Source organism: Novosphingopyxis sp., from assembly GCF_965218915.1.
Taxonomy (GTDB): Bacteria; Pseudomonadota; Alphaproteobacteria; order Sphingomonadales; family Sphingomonadaceae; genus Novosphingopyxis.
Window position 1 is genome coordinate 2,862,575 of record NZ_OZ244708.1, and the last position, 22,005, is coordinate 2,884,579.

The 22,005-nt window shown below is 66.4% G+C and carries 25 protein-coding genes; 11 read left to right on the forward strand and 14 right to left on the reverse strand.

What is annotated here, in order from left to right:
* Positions 1-49: 49 nt before the first annotated feature.
* The 4 genes from ACOQPC_RS13535 to lnt form a co-directional block, all read right to left on the reverse strand.
* Positions 50-208, reverse strand: a complete 159-nt coding sequence (locus tag ACOQPC_RS13535) for a glutathione S-transferase N-terminal domain-containing protein (RefSeq protein ID WP_420606242.1) — start codon at positions 206-208, stop codon at positions 50-52.
* A 74-nt stretch (positions 209-282) separates the two neighbouring features.
* Positions 283-984, reverse strand: a complete 702-nt coding sequence (gene trmB / locus ACOQPC_RS13540; protein WP_420606243.1) for a tRNA (guanine(46)-N(7))-methyltransferase TrmB — start codon at positions 982-984, stop codon at positions 283-285.
* A 26-nt stretch (positions 985-1,010) separates the two neighbouring features.
* Entirely contained in the window at positions 1,011-2,243 is a 1,233-nt protein-coding gene (gene metK / locus ACOQPC_RS13545; RefSeq protein WP_420606244.1) for a methionine adenosyltransferase, read from the reverse strand.
* A gap of 54 nt (positions 2,244-2,297) precedes the next feature.
* Positions 2,298-3,893: an apolipoprotein N-acyltransferase gene (gene lnt / locus ACOQPC_RS13550; RefSeq protein ID WP_420606245.1), complete on the reverse strand. Its 1,596-nt coding sequence runs from the start codon at positions 3,891-3,893 to the stop codon at positions 2,298-2,300.
* A gap of 315 nt (positions 3,894-4,208) precedes the next feature.
* Here lnt and ACOQPC_RS13555 point away from each other — a divergent pair, with 315 nt between their 5' ends.
* Complete coding sequence (locus ACOQPC_RS13555) at positions 4,209-5,468, forward strand: amidohydrolase family protein (protein ID WP_420606246.1); 1,260 nt, start codon at positions 4,209-4,211, stop codon at positions 5,466-5,468.
* 128 nt (positions 5,469-5,596) lie between these two features.
* Here the strand turns inward: ACOQPC_RS13555 and ACOQPC_RS13560 are convergent, their stop codons facing one another.
* The 6 genes from ACOQPC_RS13560 to ACOQPC_RS13585 form a co-directional block, all read right to left on the reverse strand.
* Positions 5,597-6,775, reverse strand: coding sequence for an acetyl-CoA C-acyltransferase (locus tag ACOQPC_RS13560; RefSeq protein WP_420606247.1), 1,179 nt, complete (start codon positions 6,773-6,775; stop codon positions 5,597-5,599).
* A 101-nt stretch (positions 6,776-6,876) separates the two neighbouring features.
* A complete protein-coding gene (locus ACOQPC_RS13565; protein ID WP_420606248.1) occupies positions 6,877-7,275 on the reverse strand; it encodes a GxxExxY protein in 399 nt (132 codons plus the stop codon).
* Positions 7,276-7,318: 43 nt separating this feature from the next.
* Positions 7,319-7,780 (reverse strand): MaoC family dehydratase, encoded by a 462-nt coding sequence (locus ACOQPC_RS13570; protein ID WP_420606249.1) that lies wholly within the window; start codon positions 7,778-7,780, stop codon positions 7,319-7,321.
* 103 nt (positions 7,781-7,883) lie between these two features.
* Positions 7,884-9,080, reverse strand: a complete 1,197-nt coding sequence (locus ACOQPC_RS13575; protein WP_420606250.1) for a mechanosensitive ion channel family protein — start codon at positions 9,078-9,080, stop codon at positions 7,884-7,886.
* A 209-nt stretch (positions 9,081-9,289) separates the two neighbouring features.
* Positions 9,290-10,699 carry a putative O-glycosylation ligase, exosortase A system-associated gene (locus ACOQPC_RS13580; RefSeq protein WP_420606251.1) on the reverse strand — a complete coding sequence of 470 codons (1,410 nt, stop codon included), beginning with the start codon at positions 10,697-10,699 and terminating at the stop codon, positions 9,290-9,292.
* A 6-nt stretch (positions 10,700-10,705) separates the two neighbouring features.
* Complete coding sequence (locus ACOQPC_RS13585; RefSeq protein ID WP_420606252.1) at positions 10,706-10,864, reverse strand: hypothetical protein; 159 nt, start codon at positions 10,862-10,864, stop codon at positions 10,706-10,708.
* A gap of 58 nt (positions 10,865-10,922) precedes the next feature.
* Between ACOQPC_RS13585 and ACOQPC_RS13590 the strand changes: the two genes are divergently transcribed.
* On the forward strand, positions 10,923-12,155 hold the full coding sequence (locus ACOQPC_RS13590; protein ID WP_420606253.1) for a TIGR04063 family PEP-CTERM/XrtA system glycosyltransferase: 1,233 nt from the start codon (positions 10,923-10,925) through the stop codon (positions 12,153-12,155).
* Positions 12,156-12,180: 25 nt separating this feature from the next.
* Positions 12,181-13,266, forward strand: coding sequence for a hypothetical protein (locus ACOQPC_RS13595; RefSeq protein WP_420606254.1), 1,086 nt, complete (start codon positions 12,181-12,183; stop codon positions 13,264-13,266).
* Between the two features lie 4 nt (positions 13,267-13,270).
* On the opposite strand, the gene ACOQPC_RS13600 is transcribed toward ACOQPC_RS13595, so the two are convergent.
* Both ACOQPC_RS13600 and ACOQPC_RS13605 read right to left on the reverse strand, forming a co-directional pair.
* On the reverse strand, positions 13,271-13,591 hold the full coding sequence (locus ACOQPC_RS13600) for a hypothetical protein (protein WP_420606255.1): 321 nt from the start codon (positions 13,589-13,591) through the stop codon (positions 13,271-13,273).
* Entirely contained in the window at positions 13,581-13,772 is a 192-nt protein-coding gene (locus ACOQPC_RS13605) for a hypothetical protein (protein ID WP_420606256.1), read from the reverse strand. The genes ACOQPC_RS13600 and ACOQPC_RS13605 overlap by 11 nt, the downstream gene beginning before the upstream one ends.
* A 91-nt stretch (positions 13,773-13,863) precedes the next feature.
* Here ACOQPC_RS13605 and ACOQPC_RS13610 point away from each other — a divergent pair, with 91 nt between their 5' ends.
* The 8 genes from ACOQPC_RS13610 to ACOQPC_RS13645 all read left to right on the forward strand — a co-directional run bounded on the left by ACOQPC_RS13610 (position 13,864) and on the right by ACOQPC_RS13645 (position 18,684).
* The gene (locus ACOQPC_RS13610) at positions 13,864-14,496 is read left to right on the forward strand and encodes a S24 family peptidase (protein WP_420606257.1); all 633 of its coding nucleotides are present in this window, start codon (positions 13,864-13,866) and stop codon (positions 14,494-14,496) included.
* Positions 14,497-14,541: 45 nt separating this feature from the next.
* Positions 14,542-14,793: a type II toxin-antitoxin system RelE family toxin gene (locus ACOQPC_RS13615; protein WP_420606258.1), complete on the forward strand. Its 252-nt coding sequence runs from the start codon at positions 14,542-14,544 to the stop codon at positions 14,791-14,793.
* 15 nt (positions 14,794-14,808) lie between these two features.
* Positions 14,809-15,198: a helix-turn-helix domain-containing protein gene (locus ACOQPC_RS13620; protein WP_420606259.1), complete on the forward strand. Its 390-nt coding sequence runs from the start codon at positions 14,809-14,811 to the stop codon at positions 15,196-15,198.
* A 53-nt stretch (positions 15,199-15,251) separates the two neighbouring features.
* The gene (locus ACOQPC_RS13625; protein WP_420606260.1) at positions 15,252-15,458 is read left to right on the forward strand and encodes a type II toxin-antitoxin system VapB family antitoxin; all 207 of its coding nucleotides are present in this window, start codon (positions 15,252-15,254) and stop codon (positions 15,456-15,458) included.
* Positions 15,455-15,829, forward strand: a complete 375-nt coding sequence (locus ACOQPC_RS13630; RefSeq protein WP_420606261.1) for a type II toxin-antitoxin system VapC family toxin — start codon at positions 15,455-15,457, stop codon at positions 15,827-15,829. The genes ACOQPC_RS13625 and ACOQPC_RS13630 overlap by 4 nt, the downstream gene beginning before the upstream one ends.
* Positions 15,830-15,909: 80 nt before the next feature.
* A complete protein-coding gene (locus tag ACOQPC_RS13635) occupies positions 15,910-16,551 on the forward strand; it encodes an MBL fold metallo-hydrolase (protein ID WP_420608152.1) in 642 nt (213 codons plus the stop codon).
* A gap of 107 nt (positions 16,552-16,658) precedes the next feature.
* Entirely contained in the window at positions 16,659-17,282 is a 624-nt protein-coding gene (locus ACOQPC_RS13640) for a PilZ domain-containing protein (protein WP_420606262.1), read from the forward strand.
* Between the two features lie 46 nt (positions 17,283-17,328).
* The gene (locus ACOQPC_RS13645) at positions 17,329-18,684 is read left to right on the forward strand and encodes a M28 family metallopeptidase (RefSeq protein ID WP_420606263.1); all 1,356 of its coding nucleotides are present in this window, start codon (positions 17,329-17,331) and stop codon (positions 18,682-18,684) included.
* 127 nt (positions 18,685-18,811) lie between these two features.
* Here ACOQPC_RS13645 and ACOQPC_RS13650 read toward each other — a convergent pair whose 3' ends face one another.
* Positions 18,812-20,122, reverse strand: coding sequence for an FAD-dependent oxidoreductase (locus ACOQPC_RS13650; protein ID WP_420606264.1), 1,311 nt, complete (start codon positions 20,120-20,122; stop codon positions 18,812-18,814).
* A 230-nt stretch (positions 20,123-20,352) separates the two neighbouring features.
* Positions 20,353-21,906, reverse strand: a complete 1,554-nt coding sequence (locus tag ACOQPC_RS13655; RefSeq protein ID WP_420606265.1) for an amino acid permease — start codon at positions 21,904-21,906, stop codon at positions 20,353-20,355.
* Positions 21,907-22,005 lie beyond the last annotated feature (99 nt).

Sequence of the window (22,005 nt, forward strand, 5' to 3'; positions counted from 1 at the left end):
CTCCCGCTCGCGGGAGAGGAACGAGACTTAGTCGGCGCGAAGCGGCGGCTTAGTCGCAGTGGTGAGGGCGCTTCGCAGCGCCGCGCCGGAACATGACCGACGCCGAAACGCGGCCGATACCGACGAGTTCGTGGTCGATCCCTGCCTCCCGGCAGAACACCAGAACTTTTCTGACAAATGGCGAGAATGACGAGCCGTAGAGTTTCATGAAATTGCGCCTTTGGTGAGGTGAACGGGCCACGAGCCCAAGGCGCCGCTCCGCCCGGTCGAGGACGGACGGCCTCAGTCCTCCCGCCGCCGGTAGCGGAAGTACCAGACCTCGCGGCCCTGCGCGCGCGCCTTGGCTTCGTAGCGCGTTTCGGTCCATCCTCCCGGCCGGGTGAGAAAGTCCGCGGGCCGATCGCACAGCCATTCGAACTCGGCACGCTCCCGCATCACCATCAGCGCATGCCGCAGATACACCGGATGGTCGGTGCCGAAACGAAATTCGCCGCCGGGTTTCAGCTTGGCCGCGATCAGGTCGACCGGCCCCGGGTTCATCATCCGCCGCTTGGCATGGCGGGCCTTGGGCCAGGGATCGGGATGCAGCAGATAGACGAAGCTCAGCGACCCGTCCGGCATGCGCGCCAGCACGTCGAGCGCATCGCCGTGGTGCAGCCGGATATTGGGCAGCGCGCGGTCCTCGATGTGCGCCAGCGCCGCCGCCACGCCGTTGACGAAGGGCTCCGCGCCCACGAACAGGTGATCGGGCAGCAGGTCGGCGCGCGCCGCCATGTGCTCGCCCGAGCCGAAGCCGATCTCGAAATGCAGCGGCCGGTCCGTTCCCGAGAGCGCCCGGGCGGTCACCGGCCCCTCGCCGGGCACCGCGATCCGCGGCAGCAGCGCGTCGATCAGCCGCTGCTGGCGCCCCCGCAGCGATTTGCCCCTGGACCGGCCGTAGAGCCGGTTCAGCGTGGTCGGGTCGCCCTTCTTATAGGCCGTCATTGGTGCAGGCCGTCATGGGCGGCGGATCAGAACGCCGCCTTGAGCTGGTCGGCGAGGTCGGTCTTTTCCCACGGGAACAGGTCGCCCTGCACGTCGCGGCCGAAATGGCCGTAGGCGGCGGTCGGCTGGTAGATCGGCCGGTTGAGCCCCAGCTGCGTGCGGATGCCGCGCGGGGTGAGGCGCACGAGCTGCGGCAGCAGGGTCTCCAGCTTGGCGGGGTCGACCGAACCGGTATTGTGCATGTCGACGTACACCGACAGCGGCTCGGCCACCCCGATGGCGTAGCTCAGCTGGATCGTGCAGCGCGCGGCGAGCCCCGCGGCGACGACGTTTTTGGCCAGATACCGCGTGATATAGGCGGCCGAACGGTCGACCTTGGTCGGGTCCTTGCCGCTAAACGCACCCCCGCCATGCGGCGCCGCGCCCCCGTACGTATCCACGATAATTTTTCTGCCGGTGAGCCCGGCATCGCCGTCCGGCCCGCCGATTTCGAAGCGGCCGGTGGGGTTGACGTGGATCACCGTGTCGTCGCCGACGAAACCGTCCGGCAGCACATCGTCGAACACGCCTCGGATATAGTCGGTGAGCCTGCCGTAGAGCTTCGCGTCACCCTCGCCGCCATGATGGTAATAGCCTGGCGCGTGCTGGGTGGAGACGACCAGCGCCTCGGCGCCGACCGGCTTGCCGTCCGCGTAACGCAGCGTCACCTGGCTCTTGCTGTCTGGCTCCAGGAAGTCGGCCGCGCCCGATTTGCGGTCCGCCGCCATGCGCGAGAGGATCTTGTGGGCGTAATCCAGCGTCGCCGGCATCAGGTCGGGCGTCTCGTCGCAGGCGAAGCCGAACATGATGCCCTGGTCGCCCGCGCCCTCGTCCTTGTTGTCCTTCGCGTCGACGCCTTGCGCGATCTCGCTCGACTGGCCGTGCAGATGATTCTCGAATTCCAGCGTCTCCCAATGGAAGCCGTCCTGTTCGTAGCCGATATCGCGCACCGTACGCCGCGCCGCCTCCTCGATCGCCTGACGCGCGCCCGGCGCCCAGCCATGGGTCAGCCGGTGCACGGCGGCGTCGTAGAGCGGCTGGCAGCGGATTTCCCCCGCCAGCACCACGCGGTTGGTGGTGGTCAGCGTTTCGCAGGCCACCCGCGATTCGGGATCGTTTTCCAGCATGAGATCGACGACCGCGTCCGAAATCTGATCGGCGACCTTGTCGGGATGGCCTTCGCTGACGCTCTCTGAAGTGAAGATGTAATCGCTGCGCATGGAGGAAATGCCTCTTCGATTTCGGGATGATATAAAGAATGCTTTATATGCGCCCTAGCGGGGCGCGCGCGCGCTTGCAATCCCGCCCGCGATCAGCAGCGCGGCGAGCAGGATGGCGAGCCAGTTGCCGAAGCGCGCAAAGGGCGTCGGCGCATGCGGGGGCGGCAGGATCGCGTCGATCCGCGCCTCCTCGCCCGGACCCAGCGATTGCAGGACCCGGCCGTCGGCATCGACCAGCGCGCTGATCCCGGTGGTGGTCGCGCGCACCAGCGGCAGCCCCTCCTCGATCGCGCGCATCCGCGCCTGCTTCAGGTGCTGCGGCGGACCCCAGGCGCCGAACCAGCCATCGTTCGACGGGTTGAAGATGAAGGCGGGGCGATCCTTCCCGTCCACGACACGGCCGGAAAACACGATCTCATAACAGATCTGTACGCCCATTTTCGGCTCGCCCGGCAGCGGCAGAGTGCGAGGACCGGGACCGGGATCGAAATCGAGCGCGCCTGCGACGAGCCGCGACAGGCCGATCGGCTCGAGCAGGCCGCGCATCGGCAGATATTCGCCATATGGCACGAGATGCGCCTTGGCATAGCTGCCGATTCGATTGCCGCTCGGCCCGATCGCGGTGACGACATTGCGCGCGCCGGTGAGCCGGTCGCCGGTCAGCTCCAGATCCTGCGCGCCGGTGATCAGCAGGCCCCCGCGCGCGATGTCGGCGATCCGCGCGCGCGCCAGCTCGGCCGCGGCGCCGTAGGTGGTGTTCATGTAGAACCGCCGCGGATAGCCGCTTTCGAGATAATCGGGGATGGCGCCCTCGGGCCAGAAGACGAGGTCGAACGGAGGCGCCCCCGGATCGGGCCGCGACAGCCGGACCAGACGCTGAAAGAACTCCTCGTAGCGCGCGGAATCGTTGGCGATGTCCTGCCCGATATTCGGCTGGACGATGGCGATGTGCGAACCGGATTCCGGGAGCGGATCGCTGAGCGCGTTTTTGGGAACGAACATCGCGGCGATGACCGCGAGGCTGGCGGCGCCCAGCGCCCATCCGGCGCGGTCGCGCTTGCCGATATGTCCCGCCAGCGCCAGCAGTCCGGGTACCAGCAGCAGCAAGCCCGACAGACCGTAGGTGCCGATCAGCCGCGTCAGCTGCGGCAGCATCCCGTTGTCGACGACCATGCTCGACAGCGGGTTCCACGGAAAGCCGGTGAACAGCCATCCGCGCATCCATTCGGTGAGAATCCACAGGCCGGCAAAGCCCAGAATGAAGGCGATCGGCCGCCCCCGCGCGATCCACCACGCACCAAGGCCCGCCAGCGCAGGGAAGACCGCGAGATAGACGGACAGCAGCACCACCGCGATCCAACCGAGCCAGGCCGGCATTTCCGCCTGATAGGTGAAGGCGGTGGCGATCCAGTTCAGCCCGACGGAAAAATGCGTGAGCCCGAACAGCCAGCCGATCAGAAACGCGCGGCGCTTGTTGCCGGCTTCGAACAGCAGCCGGATCAGCAGCGCGAAGGCGAACAGCGGCACGGCGACGAAGCCGTAATGCGGGGCGAACCCGATCGCCGTGAAGACTCCCGCCAGCGCGGCCAGCGCATAGGGATGACGTTGCGCGAATTGCCGAAGCTCGGATCGGGTGGTGGGCACATCCATGATCGGTTGCCCCTCTGCCCCGGACGCGATCCGCCTTGCAAGTGTTTCCCTGCCCCCACTCATGGCGGGTCGGGCGGGCGCGTTTCCCGCTCCGCAACTTTGTCCTGTCCTACATCGCGTCTTTTGGCTTAGACTACGTCTCATGGAACGCCCCGCTCCGATCGTCCCAGCCTCATCGCCCCGTGCGGGCTTCGGGGGAGGGCCGACAAGGGGGGGACGTATCGCGCCTTTTGTGACCTTCCGGCTTTCCGCCGGCCGGCTTGGAACCGAATCGCCGGTGAAACGACCGCGCGGTTCGCCGACCGGAGAGAACACATGAAAGCCTTTTTGCTCGCTCTGCCCCTGCTCGGCATCGCCGCGCCGGTTGCCGCCGAGACCATCCTGGCCGGCAATCTGATCGCCGACGCCGCGTCCGAGCCGATGGGCCCGGCCACCATCGTGGTGGAGGACGGCCGGATCGTCTCGATCACGGCCGGCATCGATCGCACCGCGACCGGCGCGGACGTGATCGACCTGTCGGACAAGACCGTGCTGCCCGGCCTGATCGACATGCACGTCCATCTCACCGGCGATCCGGGCGGCGACTTCTGGAAGGAAGCGACCGAGCCGACCGAATGGGGCGTGGTGGTCGGCGCCAAGAACGCGCGGAAAACCGTGAAGGCGGGCTTTACCACCGTGCGCGATGTGGGCTCGGCGCAGGAAACCGCCTTCGTTCTACGCCGGGGCACCGCCGAGGGGCTGATCGAAGGGCCGCGCATTCTGGCCTCCGGTCCGCCGCTGTCGATCATCGGCGGACATGGCGACGTCAGCGGCTTCACCCCTGAAGTGAATCTGGTTCTCGATCCCGGTTTCACCTGCACCGGCGCGGTCCAGTGCGCCGCCAAGGTGCGGCTCGCCAGCCAGAACGGCTCCGATCTCATCAAGATCACCGCGACCGGCGGCGTGCTCAGCCAGCAGGGCCGCGGGCTCGGCGCCCATTTCACCGACGAAGAAATGACCGCCATCGCCGATACCGCCCACAGCCTCGGCCTCAAGGTCGCCGCGCATGCCCACGGCGCGCGCGGCGTGGAGGCGGCGGCGGCGGCGGGCATCGATTCGATCGAGCACGGCACATTCGCCGACGAGCAGGCGCTTGAGGTGATGAAGGAGAAAGGCACCTATCTCGTGCCCACGCTCCTGGCCTTTCGCGGCGTATCCGAGGGACTGGGCAAAGGCATCTACACCCCGGTGGTCGAGGACAAGATCCGCATGACGCTGAGCGAGGTCGGCAAGGCCGTCGGTATCGCCAAGCGGCTGGGCGTGCCGATCGCGTTCGGCACCGATGCCGGCGTGTTCGCGCATGGCCGCAATGCCGAGGAGTTCCAGATGATGGTCGACGCCGGGCTGACCCCGCGCGAGGCGCTGGCCAGCGCCACCACGGTCGCGGCGCGGCTGCTCGACATGGAAGGCGAGGTCGGCAGGATCGCGCCGGGTTTTTCGGCGGATATCATCGCGGTGGAGGGCAATCCGCTGGAGGACGCGACCACGCTGCAGCATGTCGACTGGGTCATGGTACGCGGGGTGGTGATGGAGTGACCGCAATAGCCCTCTCCCCTTCAGGGGAGAGGGTTGGGAGAGGGGAAGTGCCGTTTCGCGCCCCTCTCAACTTCGACTAGCTGCCGAAGCAGCAAGTCTTCGTATCTCTCCCCTGAAGGGGAGAGAGGTCACAGCACCTCGAACAGCCCCGCCGCGCCCATGCCGCCGCCGACGCACATCGTCACGACGACATGTTTTGCGCCGCGGCGCTTGCCCTCGATCAGCGCGTGCCCGGTGCAGCGCGCGCCGGTCATGCCGTAAGGGTGCCCGATCGAGATCGAACCGCCGTTGACGTTGAGCAGTTCGTCCGGAATGCCGAGCTTGTCGCGGCAATAGAGCACCTGCACCGCGAACGCCTCGTTCAGTTCCCACAGGCCGATGTCGTCGACCTTGAGGTCGAAGCGCTCGAGCAATTTGGGAATGGCGAAGACCGGGCCGATGCCCATCTCGTCGGGCTCGGTGCCCGCCACCGCCATGCCGACATAGCGGCCGAGCGGGGTCAGGCCCTTCTGCTCGGCCACCGAAGCTTCCATCAGCACGCTGGCCGCGCTGCCGTCGGAAAGCTGGGAGGCGTTGCCCGCGGTAATCGAGGTGCCTTCGCCCATCACCGGCTTCAGGCCGCTCAGGCCCTCCAATGTGGTTTCGGGCCGGTTGCCCTCGTCCTTGCTGATCGTCACTTCCTTGTCGGAAATCTCGCCGGTTGCCTTGTCCTGCACCTTCATCACCGTGGTCACCGGCACGATCTCGTCGTCGAACTTGCCCGCGGCCTGCGCGGCGGCGGTGCGCTGCTGCGAGCGCAGGGCGTATTCGTCCTGCTGTTCGCGGCCGATGCCGTAACGCTGCGCCACCGTCTCGGCGGTCTGCAGCATCGGCATGTAGATCGCGCCGTGCATGGCGAGCAGTTCCGGATCGGGCGCGACCCGCATGTCCTTGGTCTGCACCAGCGAAACCGACTCCAGTCCGCCCGCGACGACGCAGTCCATGCGATCGATGACGATCTGCTTGGCGGCGGTGGCGATGCTCATCAGGCCCGACGAACATTGCCGGTCGATCGTCATGCCCGGCACGGTGACGCCCAGCCCGGCACGCAACGCGATCTGGCGCGCGACGTTGCCGCCCGTGGTGCCCTGCTGCAGCGCGGCGCCCATGATGCAGTCGTCCACCTCGCCGCCGTCGATCCCGGCCCGCTCGACCGCGGCCTTGACCGCATAGCTGCCGAGCGTCGGCCCCTGGGTATTGTTGAACGCGCCCTTATAGGCACGCCCGATGGCGGTGCGGGCGGTGGAAACGATGACGGCGTCACGCATGGGATATTCCTTTTGTTAAACAGGGATCGAACGGCTCGGAAGGATATTCGGGTTCGCTATGGGGCTGGAAGCGCTTCTTTTTATGGTTTCACGCAAAGACGCTAAGGCGCGAAGTTGTCATGATTATTGACAATACGTTTTATGCCTTCCTTGAAGGTGGCGCCACCAAAGTTCATCAAGAGGCCCAGCGGCAGGTCCAACAACCTCAAATAGGTTAGAACCTGTTTGCCATGAACCGGTTGCATTCGTTCGACCGACTTCAATTCTATCAGCAGCATGTCTTCGACGAGAATGTCCGCACGGAAACCTTCCCGGACTACGACGCCCCGATATCTAATTTCGACCGGCCTTTGCCGGTCAATCTTCAACCCGCGCCTTTCCAGTTCGGATGCCAGGACCGCTTCATAAACGGATTCCAGCAGACCTGGGCCTAAATCCCGATGGATATGAAAGCCGGCATCGACTGCGATCTTCGCCAGATTTTCAATTCGGCTGCTCAATTTCTTCTCTTTGCGGCTTTGCGTCTTTGCGTGAGAAACCCTTTCAAACGAAAAACTGGCTGATCCATTCGGCGATCAGCGCGGGCTTGTCCTGCCCCTCGATCTCGACGGTGAACAACTGCGTCTGCTGCCACTGGCCGGGGCGCTTTTCCTCCAGTTCCAGCAGCTTGAAGCGACCGCGCACGCGCGATCCGGATGGGACGGGGACAAGAAAGCGGACCTTGTTGCCGCCGTAGTTGACCCCCATTTTCAGACCCTCGGGCCGCGGCATGTCGGCCGCCGCCGCGAGGCGCGGGAGCAGCGACAGCGTCAGGAACCCGTGGGCGATGGTGCCACCGAACGGGGTCAGCTTCGCCCGCTCGGGATCGACATGAATGAACTGGTGATCGCCCGTCGCCTCGGCGAAGGTATCGATCATCGCCTGATCGACCGTCACCCAGTCCGATACGCCCAGCTCCTCGCCGATCCTGTCCTTCAGCGCCGCGGGCGCGATCGTTTCGGCCATGCCGCTCTCCTTTATCCGGTATGGCGCGACCATGGCGCTTCGCGGCTTTTTTCTCAAGCAAAACGGGTTGCCGTTACGGCAGGCAGATCCATTCCCGGTATGACTATCCTTCCGCCTCCCCCTCGATCCGCCGGACCGGCTGGACCTGCGGATAGGGCAGGATCATCTCGCCGTCGGGTGCGGCGGTGAAGGTGGTTTGCGTGGGATAGGCGAATTCGAGGCCCTCCTCGGCGAAGCGCGCGTAGATGGCGATGCCGACGCGGTGGCGCAGCGCGTAGCTGGCGGCGAAATCGGCCGGTCCGTCGAAATCGACCTGGAAGTCGATCGAGCTCGACCCGAAATCGACGAAGCCCGCGCGCACGAACGTCGCGCCGCAGCTTTCGATCACGTCCCGCAGAATGTCGGGCACCTTGTCCGCCTTTTCCGGCGCTGTCTGGTAGATGAGCGTGATCCCGAACCGCGTGCGCCGATATTGCCGGCGCGTCAGGTTCTCGATTTCCTTGTTCAGCAGATTGGCGTTGGAAATGATGATCAGTTCGCCGTTCACGGCGCGGACGCGGGTGGTCTTCAGGCCCACTTCCTCGACCGTGCCGGAAAAGCTGTCGAACTGGATCGTGTCGCCCTTGGCAAAGGGCTTGTCGAAGATGATCGCGACGGCCGCGAACAGGTCCGCGAAAATGCCCTGCGCGGCGAGGCCGATGGCGATGCCGCCAACGCCCAGACCCGCGACCAGCCCGGTCACGTCCACGCCCAGATTGCCGAGGATCGCCACCAGGGCGATGGCGAAGATGATGAAGCTGACGAAGATGTGGATCAGCGTCATCGCGCTGTCGAGCGTCTCGTGCGTCTCCTCGCCCGCATAGCTGCGCCGTTCGATGAAGCCGATGACCAGCTCGCGCACCCAGATCGCGATCTGCAGCACCACCGCGATGGTGAACAGGAAGCCGATCGTGCGTTCCAGCCAGCCGGGTGCATCGGCATAGGTCACCACCAGCTCGGCGGCGACCAGGAAGCGGAAGCTGCGCGTGGTCTTGGCGATCGCCCGGCCGATGATCACGCGGTAGCCGGTCAAGTCCTCGCTCCGGCGGACATAGCGCGATGCCAGCCGCTTGAGCGCGGACAGCAGCACGAACAGCACCGCCGCCACGGCCATGCCGATCAGCACTTCGACCCAGTGCAGCTGGAACCAGCTGGCGGTGGAATCCCAATAGTCGGTCACCTGCTTCCAGGCGGCCGCCAGCTCGTCCTGCTTCGGCAGGGGGACTGGCTTGGTCAGGGGATCGGTCGCTTTGCCGGCCATGTCGCTCGCTCCCGTATCTGTGCATCTCGCGCGGCCGCGGGGGCCGGTTCGGGCGCGGAGATAGGCGGCTGCCGGGTCCATGTCCACGCCAGCGGTTCAGGGATGGCGAGTCGGTGCGGATTTCGAGATTACAGCCAAGACCGATGCGGATAAGATAATCGTCATTGCGAGCCGAGCCGCAGGCGACGCAATGACGGGGGTGGGAATGTTCAAACCGACCCTCCACCGGTTCGGGCGCCGGCGGCGCGCGTCCCGGCCAGTCGAAGCGATGCCGCCATTGTCCGAAACCCCTCGGCCTTGCGCCGCCGCGCCAGATAGGTGTCGAGCCCGATCTGCATGGCGATCAGCATGTAGACGAACGGCTGATAGGCGATGCCGACGAACAGGCAGCCGGTGAGATAGACGATCTGCCCGTTCTCCAGCGCCTGCGCCAGCGGGGCGATCCAACGCTCGTCCTCGCGCTCGCTGCTGCGGTAGCGCCGCCGCACCATCTCCATCCGCCAGACCCCGCCGACATGGATGATCAGCCACAGGATGAGCCCGAAAAAGCCCTGCTCGCCGAGCATCTCGAAATAGCTCGAATGATAGGCGCGGCCCTCGTCGACCACCTCGTGCACGTCGACGTTTCCGGTGTCGAAGCCGTTGGCGTCCATCACCGGCAGCTCGTAACGCAGCTTGTTCTGGCGATAGGCATCGAAGCCGCCGCCGCCCGGATGCGCCTTCACATAATCCCAGGTCCACGCCCAGACCGCCAGCCGCGTCGAGGCGGATTCGTCCTTGTCGTAATTCTGGATCGTGCCCATCCGGTCGCTGAAGCTGGTCGGCAGAAACGGGACGGCCGCCAGCGCCAGCAGCGCCGCGCCTCCGGCATAGACGAACTTGTAGCGCGAGAACCGCAGCGAGAGCACATACAGCACGCCGAGGCAGACGAGGCCGGTGCGTGCCTGCGTGCCGATCGGGATCAGGACGCAGGCAAAGGTGAGCGCCAGCGCGAACGCCCCCATCGCTTTGCGCCAGCGTGGATCGGCGGAGGGGAAGATCGTGCCGTGCCGGGCGATCCACCAGATCAGCGGGATCACCGCGATGGCGACGCAGCTGATGATCGAGCCTTCGTAGAGCCCGCTATTGTCCTCGACCAGGATCACCAGCGCGCCGTAGCCGCCGCCCGACAGCAGCGTCTTGATCCCGCCGTTCACCACCAGCGCCGCGAGCGAGAGCACCATGGTCAGCGCCAGCGCCTCGATGCGCAAGCGCGTGCGCAGGGTCAGCGGCAAAAAGATCGCGAACACCAGCGCCTTCCACACCCAGCTCCATTTCTCCGCGGCGGCGAGCGGGACGTCGGCGGTCAGCGTGGTGTATCCGGCATAGGCGAGCAGCACGAGCATGCACGCCTGCCGCGGCGAGAAGCGGGCGTCCCGCTTGCCGCGGTCGATCAGGAAACCCAGCAGCGCAAAGGCGAATACCACCAGCGAGACCGGCACGGCATTGAGCAGAAAATAGCTCAGCCGCTGCGGCGCGACGATATCGACATAGGCGTAGACCAGCGTGAACAGGAACGGCTTGCGCAGCCCGCACAGCAGGAACAGGCCGAGGAAGCCGAGCAGATAGAGATCGCGCATCGGCGCTCAGTCCTCGCCGCCGGGCGAGGGGGCGGGCGCCGGCTCGTCGTCCAGCTCGGGCCGGCGCAGCAACCGCCAGAAGGCGAGCAGCAGCAGGCCGTGGCTGAGCAGGATGGAAAAATGGTCGATCATCGGCGGCGGCGGGCTCGCTCCTCTATATTCCACGCGCCCTAATCGCTTTGGGTTGACGGCCCGTTAAGCCTTTTGCGGCATTCGCAAGGCCATGGCGCGCATCCTCCACGTCCTCGACCACAGCCTGCCGCTGCACAGCGGCTATACCTTCCGCACCCGCGCGATCATGAAGGCGCAGGAGCGCGCCGGATGGCAGGTCGCCGGGCTCACCGGCCTCAGGCATTCGGCCAATGGCGGGGGCGCCGGCGAAAAGGCTGAACTCCACGAAGGGCTGACCTTCTACCGCACCCCCGGTCACACCGCGCTGCCCTCGCCGATGCGCGAATATCGCGAGGTGGCGATGCTCGCCGACCGTATCTGCGACCTGCACGCACGCTGGCCGTTCGACCTGATCCACGCGCATTCGCCGGTGCTGGACGGGCTCGCCGCGCACCGCGCGGTGCAACGGCTCGGCCTGCCGTTCGTCTACGAAATCCGTGCCTTCTGGGAGGACGCGGCGGTGGGCAACGGCACCGGGACCGAAGGCAGCGCACGTTACAAGCTCACCCGCGCGCTTGAGACGCATGTCGTGCGGCAGGCCGACGCGGTGACGGTGATCTGCGAGGGGCTGCGCGGCGATCTCATCGCGCGTGGCATCGATCCGGACAAGATCATCGTCGCGCCCAACGGCGTCGATCTCGACTTGTTCGGCACCCCCCGGCGGCGAGACGACGAACTGGCCGCACAGCTCGGCCTGGGCCATGGCCCGGTGGTCGGCTTCATCGGCAGCTTCTACGATTATGAGGGGATCGACGTGGCCATAGCGGCGATGGAGCATCTCCGCATGGCCCAGCCCGGCACGCAATTGCTGCTGGTCGGCGGCGGTCCGTGCGAAGCGGCGCTGAAGGCGCAGGCGGCGGCTTCCGGTGCATCGCATTCGATCTGTTTCGCCGGCCGCGTGCCGCATGAAGAGGTCGAGCGCTATTACAGCTTGGTCGATATCCTGGTCTATCCGCGCAAGGCGATGCGGCTGACCGAGCTGGTGACGCCGCTGAAGCCGCTGGAAGCGATGGCGCAGCGCCGTCTGGTAGCGGCCTCCGACGTCGGCGGCCATCGCGAGCTGATCGCGCATGGCCGCACCGGCACGCTGTTCGCGCCGGACGATCCTGAGGCCTTGGCCGATGCCGTCGCCGGGTTGCTCCACGATCGCGGCGGCTGGGAAGGTCGGCGCGATCATGCGCAGGCCTTTGTGCATCGCGAGCGCGACTGGGCGAGGAACGTCCATCGTTACGATCCCGTTTACCATTCGCTGCTACAGCGATCCTCCGTAGGACGCGCGGCCTGAGCTTCGCGCCGAGTTTGGAGCGGCCATGAGACTGGAAAAGCATCATCTGCCCATTGCCGCCGCGCTGCTGGCGGGCTGCGCGGCTAGCGCGATCACCCTGGTCGTGCCGGTCGGGGTGATGGAGAACTTTACCGCCTCGAGCGGTCTGTCCGAGATCATCCCGCAAACCGCTCCGCCGCTCGGCGCCACCGCGCGGCTGGCCATCGCGTTCGTCGCGGCGGTGGTGGTTGCCGGAATCGTGCTCGCCTTGCTCGGCAACGGCGCCCGGCCAGCTCGCGACAATCAGGGAGAAAGCCCCATGTCCGCCGCCCCTTTCCGCATGCCCCGCTTCGGCGGCGTCCGCCGCTCCGGCGCTACGGCCGATAGCAATGAGACGAGCGCGGACGGCGGCGCGCCCGCCGGCTGGTTCGCGCGGGTCAAGCACAAGCTCGATGGCCTGGCCGGCCGCGAGTCCGGCGACGAACGCGGCATTCGCGGCTTCGACGACTTGCCCAGATTGCACCGACCGGACCGCCACCCCGACGCCCCCCCGCGCCGCCCGATCTTTGCCAGCGCCGATCTGGGCGATGTAGACGGGGGATTTGCGCAGCCCGAACCTGCGGCGTCCGAAGAGGTCGGCGGCTTCGACGAGCCGCCCGTCGATCCGGCGGCCGACATGTCTGCGCCGCGCGCCGTGCCGGCTGCGGCCACGACGCTTGAACCGCGAGCCTGGCGCCCGCTTGGCCCACCGCCACAGGACCTGCATAAAGCCGCGGAGGCCGACGGACCGGTGACCGCCGGAGACGGTCTGTCCTATGCCGATCTCGACCTCGGCGAACTGGTCGACCGGCTCGAACGCCGCCTGCGCGCCGTGCGCGCCCCCGAGACCGCGAAACCTGCTCCGGGCATCGGCGAAGCGGCCGATCCGATCGCGGAGCCTGCCGCACCGGACACCATCGAACCCCCGGCGGACGCTTCCGTTGCGGCGGATTTCGACGAGGACGAACTGCCGCCGCTGTCGCCGCGCCCGGTGCAGGCCGTCGCAACGCCCGATGAACCCGCCGACGACATGGACGAGGCGCTTAAAGCCGCGCTGGAAACGCTCGAGCGGATGAACCGGCGCAGCGCCTGAGGCGTCAGGCCCGCTCGATCAGCAGCGCCTCGATGCCGAGCTTCCCGCCATCATCGCGCGCCGCGACATCCGCGACGAGATAGCGGTGCACGCCATAGTCCGCCTGTTCGATTGTTGCGCAAAGTTGACAAAGGCTGCACGCCGCGCCGCGCCCGCCGGAACGCAAGGTTGCGCGTACCCGCATGCCTTCAAAGGTCACGCTCGCCCACGGGCGCTCGCCCGCGCGCTCGACCACCCAGTCCGGACCCGCGAGATCGAGGATTTGCCGGACGAAACGGCCCGCGCCGCGGCTGAGCCCATAATGCAACTGCGCTTCATGCCGCATCGCGCTGTGCCCGTTCGCGCGCGATGAAATCGATCACACGCCCGGCCGTGCCCGCGCGCGGCTCGCGTCCATTGCGCAGGTCCCGCACGAAGCGCGGGTCGTTGATCGCCTTTCGTCCGAAGGTGGTCGGCGGCATGTTCATTTCGCGCAGAAATCGTTCGACCAGTCGTCCGATGTGCATCGTCTTACTCCTTGTTGCGAATCGTTGTTCTTGCTATGTTCCTTTCGAAATCCTACTTGTCTAGGATTATTCCTATTGGTATGGCGGATATATGGACGAGACCGAACAACGACGCGCGCTGGAGCGGCTGATCGAGGAGAAAGGCGGCGACTATGCTGGGCTGTCGCGACTGATTGGTAAGAATCCGGCTTATATCCAGCAGTTTATCCGGAGGGGAAGCCCGCGACATCTGGCCGAGCGAGACCGCCGCGCCATTGCCGAATTCTTCGGCGTCGACGAAAATCTGCTGGGCGGCGCATCCGATAGGAAATCGTCCTATGTCGCAATCGACCGGCTCGCCGTCGGCGCCTCCGCGGGCGGCGGCGCGGAGGTCGGCGAGGAGCGGGGCGCCGGCCGGATCGCGTTCGATCCGGCGCTGCTGCGGCAGCTCGGCATCCGCGCCGATGCCGCCTCGCTCATCACCGTGCAGGGCGACAGCATGGAGCCGACGCTGTCCGACGGCGACGACATCATGGTCGACCGCGCCGCCGCCGCCCGCCCGCTGCGCGAGGGCGTGCATGTAATCCGCATGGACGGCACGCTGATGGTCAAACGCCTCGCCCGCGCACCCGGCGGCAGGCTGTCCGTGCTGTCCGACAACGACGCCTATCCCCGACTGGACAATGTGGAACCGGACGCAGTCGAGATCATGGGCCGCGTCGTGTGGGCTGGCAGGCGACTATAACGTTTCGTTATTGACGGCGGCGCTTCCGAACAATATTCATCGATCGTGCAGCGAATTATATACAGCCGAGAAGCTTTGAAGGCGCTTCAGAGGATCGACGGCTTAACCGCGAACCGGATAGTCGCCAAGATCGAACTTCTGGCGGCGCAACCTGAAAGGCTGTCGAACAATATCCGGAGGCTGAAAGGCAGCGAAAAGGGACTATTGCGTCTACGCGTGGGTGATTGGCGCGTAATATATGACAATGAGGGCAACATATCACATCGTGCGCATTGCTCCTCGGGGTTCGGCATATGATTGAGATGGATTGACATGGGACAGGAACCGCAAACCTTCGACGCGCCCGACGGCACCAGAATGGTGGTGTTGACGCACGCCGAATATGAACGGCTGATCGAAGCCGCTGAAGATGCCGAGGATTTGCTTTTGGCCAGCGAACAAATGGCTCGCATCGAGGCGGGCGAAGGCACGGTTCCGGGCGAAGTCGTGCATTCCATGATTGCCGACGACCTTCACCCTGTCGCCGCATGGCGCAAATATCGAGGCTTCAGCCAGTCCGAACTGGCGCGCCGTGCCGGGCTCAGCCAGGTGTGGATCAGCCGTATCGAAACCGGTGGTGGGCATGGCACGCCCAAGACTCGCCGCAAGCTTGCCGAAGCACTGGACGCGCCGCTCTGGGCGCTGGAGGATGAGAATATTTAGTGCATCTTGTAACGCATCAACCGGTGCGCTAAATGGTGCAGAGGAGACAGTACATGCGAACCACGGTCACCATTGACGACGCCCTCATGGAAGATGCCGCCAAGCTTACCGGTATCAACGAACGCGGACCTTTAATTCGCGAGGCCTTGAAAACCCTCATCGCGCGCGAAAGTGCCCGGCGGCTTATCGCGCTCGGCGGCAGCGACCCCGGTGCCACCGCCGCGCCGCGCCGCCGCTTCCCGCAAGACCGAGAAGAATGAGGATCCTGGCCGACAGCTCGGTCTGGATCGATCATTTCCGATCTGCCAACGAGCGCTTTTCCAACCGCCTTGGCGCCAGTCAGATACTCTGCCACCCCTTCGTCATCGGCGAGCTGGCCCTCGGGTCGCTGGCGTCACGAGAAACCAAACTCGCCGCCATGTCGCGCTTGCGGATGCTGACGAAGAGCAGCGACGAGGAAGTCATGGCCATGGTGGAACGACGCCGGCTCTGGAACCGAGGCATCGGGCTGGTCGACGCGCATCTGCTCGCCAGCGTCCTGATTTCGCAGAATACCGAACTATGGACTTTCGACCGTCGCCTTGAGGTGGTCGCACGCGAAGCGAACGTTTCATTCGAACCAATCCACTGACCTTGCGTTCGCGCACGCCTCCCGCCACATCCTCCGCCATGCCGAACATCATCTCCAACCCCGCCCAGCCCACGCCGCCCATGAAAGCCGCGATGATCCCGGTCACGCCGCTCCAGCAGAACTGCTCGCTGATCTGGTGCACGAAAACGAACAAGGCCGCGCTAATCGATCCGGGCGGCGATCTCGACAAGCTGAAGGCCGCGGTGAAGCAGACGGGCGTGGAGCTGGAGAAGATCCTCATCACCCATGGTCACGCGGATCATTGCGGCGAGGCGGGCAAGCTGGCGAAGGAGCTCGGCCTGCCGATCGAGGGGCCGCAGGAAGCCGACCGTTTCTGGATCAGCCGGCTGGGCGAGGACGGCGCGCGGTTTGGACTGGACAGCGCGGTGTTCGAGCCCGACCGCTGGCTGGAAGACGGCGACCAAGTGACGGTGGGCGATCTCGTGCTCGACGTCTATCACTGCCCCGGCCACACGCCCGGCCATGTCGTCTTCCACCACCCGGCATCGAAGCTCGCCATCGTCGGCGACGTGCTGTTCGAAGGCTCGATCGGGCGCACCGATTTCCCGATGGGCAACCACCAGGATCTGATCGACGCGATCACCCAGAAATTATGGCCGCTGGGCGACGACACCAGCTTCATCCCCGGCCACGGCCGCCCGAGCCAGTTCGGGCGCGAACGCCAGACCAATCCCTTCGTCGGCGACGCCGCGCTGGCGTAACTCGCTTGAGTGAGCGAATGGTTTGCGAAACCTTAACCACGTCCGATGAGGCGATCTTAACCACTTGCGCGATAAACGGCGGACCGGGCTCCGGCTAAAGGCAAGATATGACTCAGGTCGCGCGCGGCAGCTTGATCGACAGCGAGGGCGGTGCCGACCGCCGCTCGAACGAGCGCCACCGCGTCGTCTTTCGCACCGCCAAATTGCTGCTGGCCGATCATGACTGCTTCTGCATCATGCGCGATATCTCCAGCAGCGGCATGAAGCTGCAGCTGTTCGGGCCGATCGACGGCATCGATACCGTCGACATAGAGTTTCTGGGCGGCCACGTCGTGCGCATGCACAAGCGCTGGGCACGCGGCGATCATTGCGGCTTCGAATTCGAGAACAGCGTCGACATCGCCGCGCTGATCGCGTTGCCCACCAGCGAGTTCGACCGGCGCCCGCAGCGGCTGCGCATGAACGCTCCCGCCGCGATCGACGTGGCGGGCGAGGTGCTGCAGGTGCGCCTGCGCGACATCTCGCTTGCCGGCGCCAGGATCGCGGTCGCCAGGCGGCTCAGGGCATCGAGCGAACTGCGCATCGGGATCGACGGGCTCGGCCGCAAGAAGGCCGACATACGCTGGTGGCGCGAAGGCTTCGCCGGGCTGCATTTCCACGCGCCGCTGGCGTTCAACGAGCTGGCCGCCTGGTCGGCGACGTTGCCCGAGCTGGCCGACGCGGGCGATTGAACAAGCGGGTTCTTGGCGCGGCGTTTTTAGGCTAAGCTCCGCTCCTATGAAAATATTCCTCCTCATCCCCGCCCTCCTCCTGGCCACCGCCGCCGCCGCCCAAAGCGCCGATACGTACGCCGCGCCGGACCCGCACGCGCTGCGCCACAGCGTCCAGACGCTGGTCGATTTCGGCACCCGGCACACGCTGTCCTCCGCCACCGACCCGAAGCGCGGCATCGGCGCCGCGCGGGCCTGGGCGGCCGAGCGGTTTCGCGCGATCTCCAGGGATTGCGGCGGCTGCATCGCGGTCGAGACGATCGGCGAGACGGTGACCGGCGACCGCATTCCGCAAGGCGTGCGCATCGAGGACGTGCTCGGCATCCAGCGCGGCACCGGCGATCCGAAACGCGTGGTCATCGTCCAGGGGCATATCGACAGCCGCGTCACCGATGTGATGAACGTGAACGCCGACGCGCCGGGCGCCAATGACGATGCCTCGGGCGTCGCGGTGGTGCTGGAGGCGGCGCGGCTGCTGTCGAAGGAGACATTCGACGCGACCATCATCTACGCCGCCTTGTCGGGCGAGGAACAGGGGCTATACGGCGGCGAGCTGCTGGCCAAGACCGCCGAGGCGCGCGGCTGGACGGTGAGCGCGGTGCTCAACAACGATATCGTCGGCAATTCGAACGGCATCGGCGGAAGCCATGTCGATGATCAGGTGCGCGTGTTCAGCGAAGGCATTCGCGCCGCCGCCGACGAGCAGGGCGTGGCCATGCAGCGCGCGATCGGCGGCGAGGACGACAGCCCGTCGCGCAGCCTGGCCAAGGCGGTGGACCGCGTCGCCTCCGCCGCGCCCGGACGGCTCGAGGTGCTGGCGATCCGCCGCCCCGACCGCTTCCGCCGCGGCGGCGACCATATCCCGTTCCTGCAGCGCGGTTATCCCGCCGTGCGCTTTTCCGAGGTGGTCGAGCATTACGACCGCCAGCACCAGGACCTGCGCACCGAGGACGGCCGCGTGTACGGCGATACGATCGATAAAATGGATTTCGACTATCTCGCCCGCGTCGCCGCGCTCAACATCGACGTGCTGCGCGAACTCGCCACCGCGCCCGCCGCCCCGGCCAGCGCCGAGATCGAAGGCGCGGTCAGCGCGGACACCACGGTCAGTTGGGCTGCCGTGCCCGGCGCCGCCGGCTACCGCGTCCACTGGCGCCGCGCGGACACGCAAGAGTGGACCGACGCCATGAACGTCCCCGCCGGGCAGACCGAGCTCGTGCTCGAAGGCGTGATCATCGACAACAACCTGTTCGGCGTCTCCGCGCTGTCGGCGGGCGGCGCGGAGAGCGTCGTCACCTTTGCGGGGATGCCGGGCGGCTCCGGCACGGACGGCGTGGCGGGCGGTGCCGCCGGCGCGGAGTAGCGGTCGCGGGTTGAAGAGCTGGCGCTTTCAAGCGACGCTTGACACCAGCCCAAAATTCCTCGTCACCCCGGGCTCGACCCGGGGTGACGTGGTTTTTTTTGGGCGAGACTCCGCCGCAACCGCTTCCTCAGTCCCGGTGCGCGGCGATCATGTCCTCGACGCTCACGAATTTCTCCCTCGGCCGGCCCTTCATGGCGCGGGCGATCTCCGCCTCGTCGATCTTCTGCCAGTCGGCAAAGGTGACGATGCGGACGCCGCGCTCCTCCAGCAACGCGTCCAGCCCAGCGCGGCCCGCCTTGCCGCCGCCATCTCCAATATCCTCGGCGATGGTCTCGACCAGTTCATAGCCGTCGGGCCGGTTGGTGCCGATCGTGCCGGTCGGCCCGCGCCGCGCCCAGCCGACGCAGTATAGCCCCGGCAATATGCGCCCCTTGTCGTTGGCGAACCGACCGCGGCCATGTTCGTATGGCACGCCCTCGATCGGCGGGGTGCGGTAACCGATGCAGGTGACCACGAGCCGCGCCGGGATGTCGTAGGTTTCGCCGGTGCCGATGCTGCGCAGATCGGCATCCAGCGCGGTACGCTCGACGCGCACGCCCTCGACCTTGCCCTCGCCCAATATGGCCACCGGCGAGGCGAAGAAATCGAAATCGATCTCGACCGGCTTGTCGGCGCGAAACGCCTCGGGGATCGCGGCGAATTCACGCAAGCTCGTGACCGATTTGCGCATGCCAGGCTCGAGCAGCGCATCGGCCGCCGCCTCCGGCAAATCGGCGGGATCGACGCGCGGGGCGGCGCGTTCCAGCCGCCCGAGCTCGCCCAGTTCCTTCGGCGTCATCGCGATCTGGTGCGGCCCGCGCCGGCCGAGGATGGTGATCGCCTCGGTGTTCGCCGCCATCAGCATGGCGAGCGCGTGCGCCGCGATATCGCTCGCCGCGAACTCCGCCTCGGTCTTGGCGAGGATGCGCGCGACGTCGAGCGCGACGTTGCCGTTACCCACCACCACCGCATGCCGCCCGTCCAACGGCGGATCGAGATGCGCGAAATCGGGATGGCCGTTATACCAGCCGACGAACGCCGCGCTGCCGTACACACCGGGCAGGTCCGCGCCGGGCAGATCGAGCGGCCGATCGTGCGGCGCGCCCGTCGCCAGCACCACCGCGTCGTACAGGTCCTGCAGCTCGGCGATCGACACGTCCTGCCCCACCGAGACATGGCCGCAGAAGCGCACATTGCCGGACAGCGCCACCTTTTCGTAGCGCCGCGCCACCGCCTTGATCGACTGGTGATCGGGCGCCACGCCGAAGCGGATCAGCCCGAAGGGGGTGGGCAGCCGGTCGACGATGTCGATCCGCACTTCTTCGCCGAACGCCTTTTGCGCGGCCTCCGCGGTATAATAACCCGCCGGGCCGGACCCGATGATCGCGATATGGCGCATAGGCTCTCCTTTTGCGCTGGAGGCTAGCGGGGTGCGCGGCGGGTGCAAGGGCTAGTTAAATCCTCCCCGGAACGGGGAGGGGGACCGCCAGCGTAGCTGGTGGTGGAGGGGCAGGCAGCGCTCCCCTCGCCGTAGCGTCTGAGCAAATCGAAGCGCCCGTGCCCCTCCACCATTCGCTTCGCGAACGGTCCCCCTCCCCTCAGCTGCGCGAGGGGAGGATTTGGCTTCGATCAATGCGGCGGCAGCGGTTCGGGCGGGGCGTCCTTGTCCAGCTCGGGGACATCGACGATGCCGAGAGCGACGTTGCTCTTGCGGTACCCGTAGAGAAAATAGATGACGAGACCGATCGCGCCCCAGATCGGCAGCACCAGGATCGCCTTCAGCGGCAGGCTGACATACAGCCCCACCGTGCCGATGATGGCGAGCGGCGCGACGATCCAGACGAACGGCGTCCTGAACGGGCGGTGCCGGCCGGGCTGCTTCACGCGCAGGATCAGCACCGACAGCGCCACCATGAAGAAGGCGAACAGCGTGCCCGAGTTCGAATAATCCGCCAGTTCGCCCACCGGCAGGAACGCGGCGAAGGCGGACACCGCGATGCCGGTGATGATGGTGATCACATGCGGCGTCTTCCATTTCGGGTGGATCGTGGCGAGCTTGCCCGGCAGCAGGCCGTCGCGCGCCATCACGAAGAAGATGCGCGTCTGGCCGAACAGCAGGATCAGGATCACCGACGGCAGCGCCAGGAACGCCGCGATGCCGATGGCGTTGCCCAGCGCCGGGTGCCCGGTCTGGCGCAGCACGAAGGCGAGCGCCTCCTTGGAGCAGACCAGCGGCTCGCGCCCCGCCGCCAGCAGCGACTGGCACTGCGTGGCGAACGGCGTGCTGCCGGGTTGCAGGATCTCGCCCGCCGGCCCGGTGATCGGCTGCGCGCCGATCGAGCCGATCGCGCCGGCCGAAACCAGCAGGTAGAATATGGTGCAGATGAGCAGCGACCCGATCAGGCCGATCGGCACGTTGCGCTGCGGATTTTTCGTCTCCTCCGCGGCGGTCGACACCGCATCGAAGCCGACATAGGCGAAGAAGATCGACGCCGCCGCGCCGACCGCGCCGAGCCCCGAGCCCAGCCCCGGTCCGGACCAGCCATTGGGCAAAAACGGATCGAAATTCTGGCCCTTCATGATCGGGATGGTGATGACGATGAACACGGTCAGCGCGGTCACCTTGATCGCCACCAGCACCGCGTTCACCCGCGCGCTTTCGGTGGTGCCGATCATCAGCAGCATGGTCACGAGCAGCGCGATCACCAGCGCGGGCACGTTCATGAACCCGCCCGGCGCGTAGAATCCCTGCGTCAACGATATCGGCAAAACTATCCCGGCATTGGCGAGCAGCCCCACGAAATAGCCGGACCAGCCGACCGACACCGCGCTCGCCGCCACCGCATATTCCAGGATGAGCGCGAAGCCGACCATCCAGGCGAGCAGCTCGCCCATCACCGCATAGGTGTAGGTATAGGCCGATCCCGCCACCGGCACCATCGAGGCCAATTCGGAATAGCAGAGCGCCGCGACCGCGCAGACCAGCCCGGCGATGACGAAACTCCACATCATGCCCGGCCCGGCCTTTTGCGCGGCCTCCGACGTCAGCACGAAAATGCCGGTGCCGATCACCGCGCCGACGCCGAGCAGCGTGAGCTGCCACGGCCCGAGGCTGCGGGTGAGCGATTTCTTCTCCGCCGTGGCGAGGATCGCATCGAGCGGCTTTACGCGTCCGAAGATCATGAGGGCAATCCACCTTTCCTGGAACGCAGGCCCAACCCTGGCGTTCGGCAACCAGCCGCGCGCATGCTTATGCCGATTTTCAGGGTTGGCAATCGGGAA

Coding starts and splice junctions, on each gene's coding strand:
- ACOQPC_RS13575 (WP_420606250.1), bottom strand. CDS start 9,080: ATGGCCGGCAAAGCGACCGATCCCCTGACCAAGCCAGTCCCCCTGCCG.
- ACOQPC_RS13635 (WP_420608152.1), top strand. CDS start 15,910: ATGAAAGCCGCGATGATCCCGGTCACGCCGCTCCAGCAGAACTGCTCG.
- lnt (WP_420606245.1), bottom strand. CDS start 3,893: ATGGATGTGCCCACCACCCGATCCGAGCTTCGGCAATTCGCGCAACGT.
- ACOQPC_RS13610 (WP_420606257.1), top strand. CDS start 13,864: ATGGACGAGACCGAACAACGACGCGCGCTGGAGCGGCTGATCGAGGAG.
- ACOQPC_RS13605 (WP_420606256.1), bottom strand. CDS start 13,772: ATGCACATCGGACGACTGGTCGAACGATTTCTGCGCGAAATGAACATG.
- metK (WP_420606244.1), bottom strand. CDS start 2,243: ATGCGCAGCGATTACATCTTCACTTCAGAGAGCGTCAGCGAAGGCCAT.
- ACOQPC_RS13580 (WP_420606251.1), bottom strand. CDS start 10,699: ATGCGCGATCTCTATCTGCTCGGCTTCCTCGGCCTGTTCCTGCTGTGC.
- ACOQPC_RS13555 (WP_420606246.1), top strand. CDS start 4,209: ATGAAAGCCTTTTTGCTCGCTCTGCCCCTGCTCGGCATCGCCGCGCCG.
- ACOQPC_RS13640 (WP_420606262.1), top strand. CDS start 16,659: ATGACTCAGGTCGCGCGCGGCAGCTTGATCGACAGCGAGGGCGGTGCC.
- ACOQPC_RS13655 (WP_420606265.1), bottom strand. CDS start 21,906: ATGATCTTCGGACGCGTAAAGCCGCTCGATGCGATCCTCGCCACGGCG.
- ACOQPC_RS13625 (WP_420606260.1), top strand. CDS start 15,252: ATGCGAACCACGGTCACCATTGACGACGCCCTCATGGAAGATGCCGCC.
- ACOQPC_RS13535 (WP_420606242.1), bottom strand. CDS start 208: ATGAAACTCTACGGCTCGTCATTCTCGCCATTTGTCAGAAAAGTTCTG.
- ACOQPC_RS13595 (WP_420606254.1), top strand. CDS start 12,181: ATGAGACTGGAAAAGCATCATCTGCCCATTGCCGCCGCGCTGCTGGCG.
- ACOQPC_RS13645 (WP_420606263.1), top strand. CDS start 17,329: ATGAAAATATTCCTCCTCATCCCCGCCCTCCTCCTGGCCACCGCCGCC.
- ACOQPC_RS13600 (WP_420606255.1), bottom strand. CDS start 13,591: ATGCGGCATGAAGCGCAGTTGCATTATGGGCTCAGCCGCGGCGCGGGC.
- ACOQPC_RS13650 (WP_420606264.1), bottom strand. CDS start 20,122: ATGCGCCATATCGCGATCATCGGGTCCGGCCCGGCGGGTTATTATACC.
- ACOQPC_RS13590 (WP_420606253.1), top strand. CDS start 10,923: ATGGCGCGCATCCTCCACGTCCTCGACCACAGCCTGCCGCTGCACAGC.
- ACOQPC_RS13570 (WP_420606249.1), bottom strand. CDS start 7,780: ATGGCCGAAACGATCGCGCCCGCGGCGCTGAAGGACAGGATCGGCGAG.
- ACOQPC_RS13560 (WP_420606247.1), bottom strand. CDS start 6,775: ATGCGTGACGCCGTCATCGTTTCCACCGCCCGCACCGCCATCGGGCGT.
- ACOQPC_RS13620 (WP_420606259.1), top strand. CDS start 14,809: ATGGGACAGGAACCGCAAACCTTCGACGCGCCCGACGGCACCAGAATG.
- trmB (WP_420606243.1), bottom strand. CDS start 984: ATGACGGCCTATAAGAAGGGCGACCCGACCACGCTGAACCGGCTCTAC.
- ACOQPC_RS13630 (WP_420606261.1), top strand. CDS start 15,455: ATGAGGATCCTGGCCGACAGCTCGGTCTGGATCGATCATTTCCGATCT.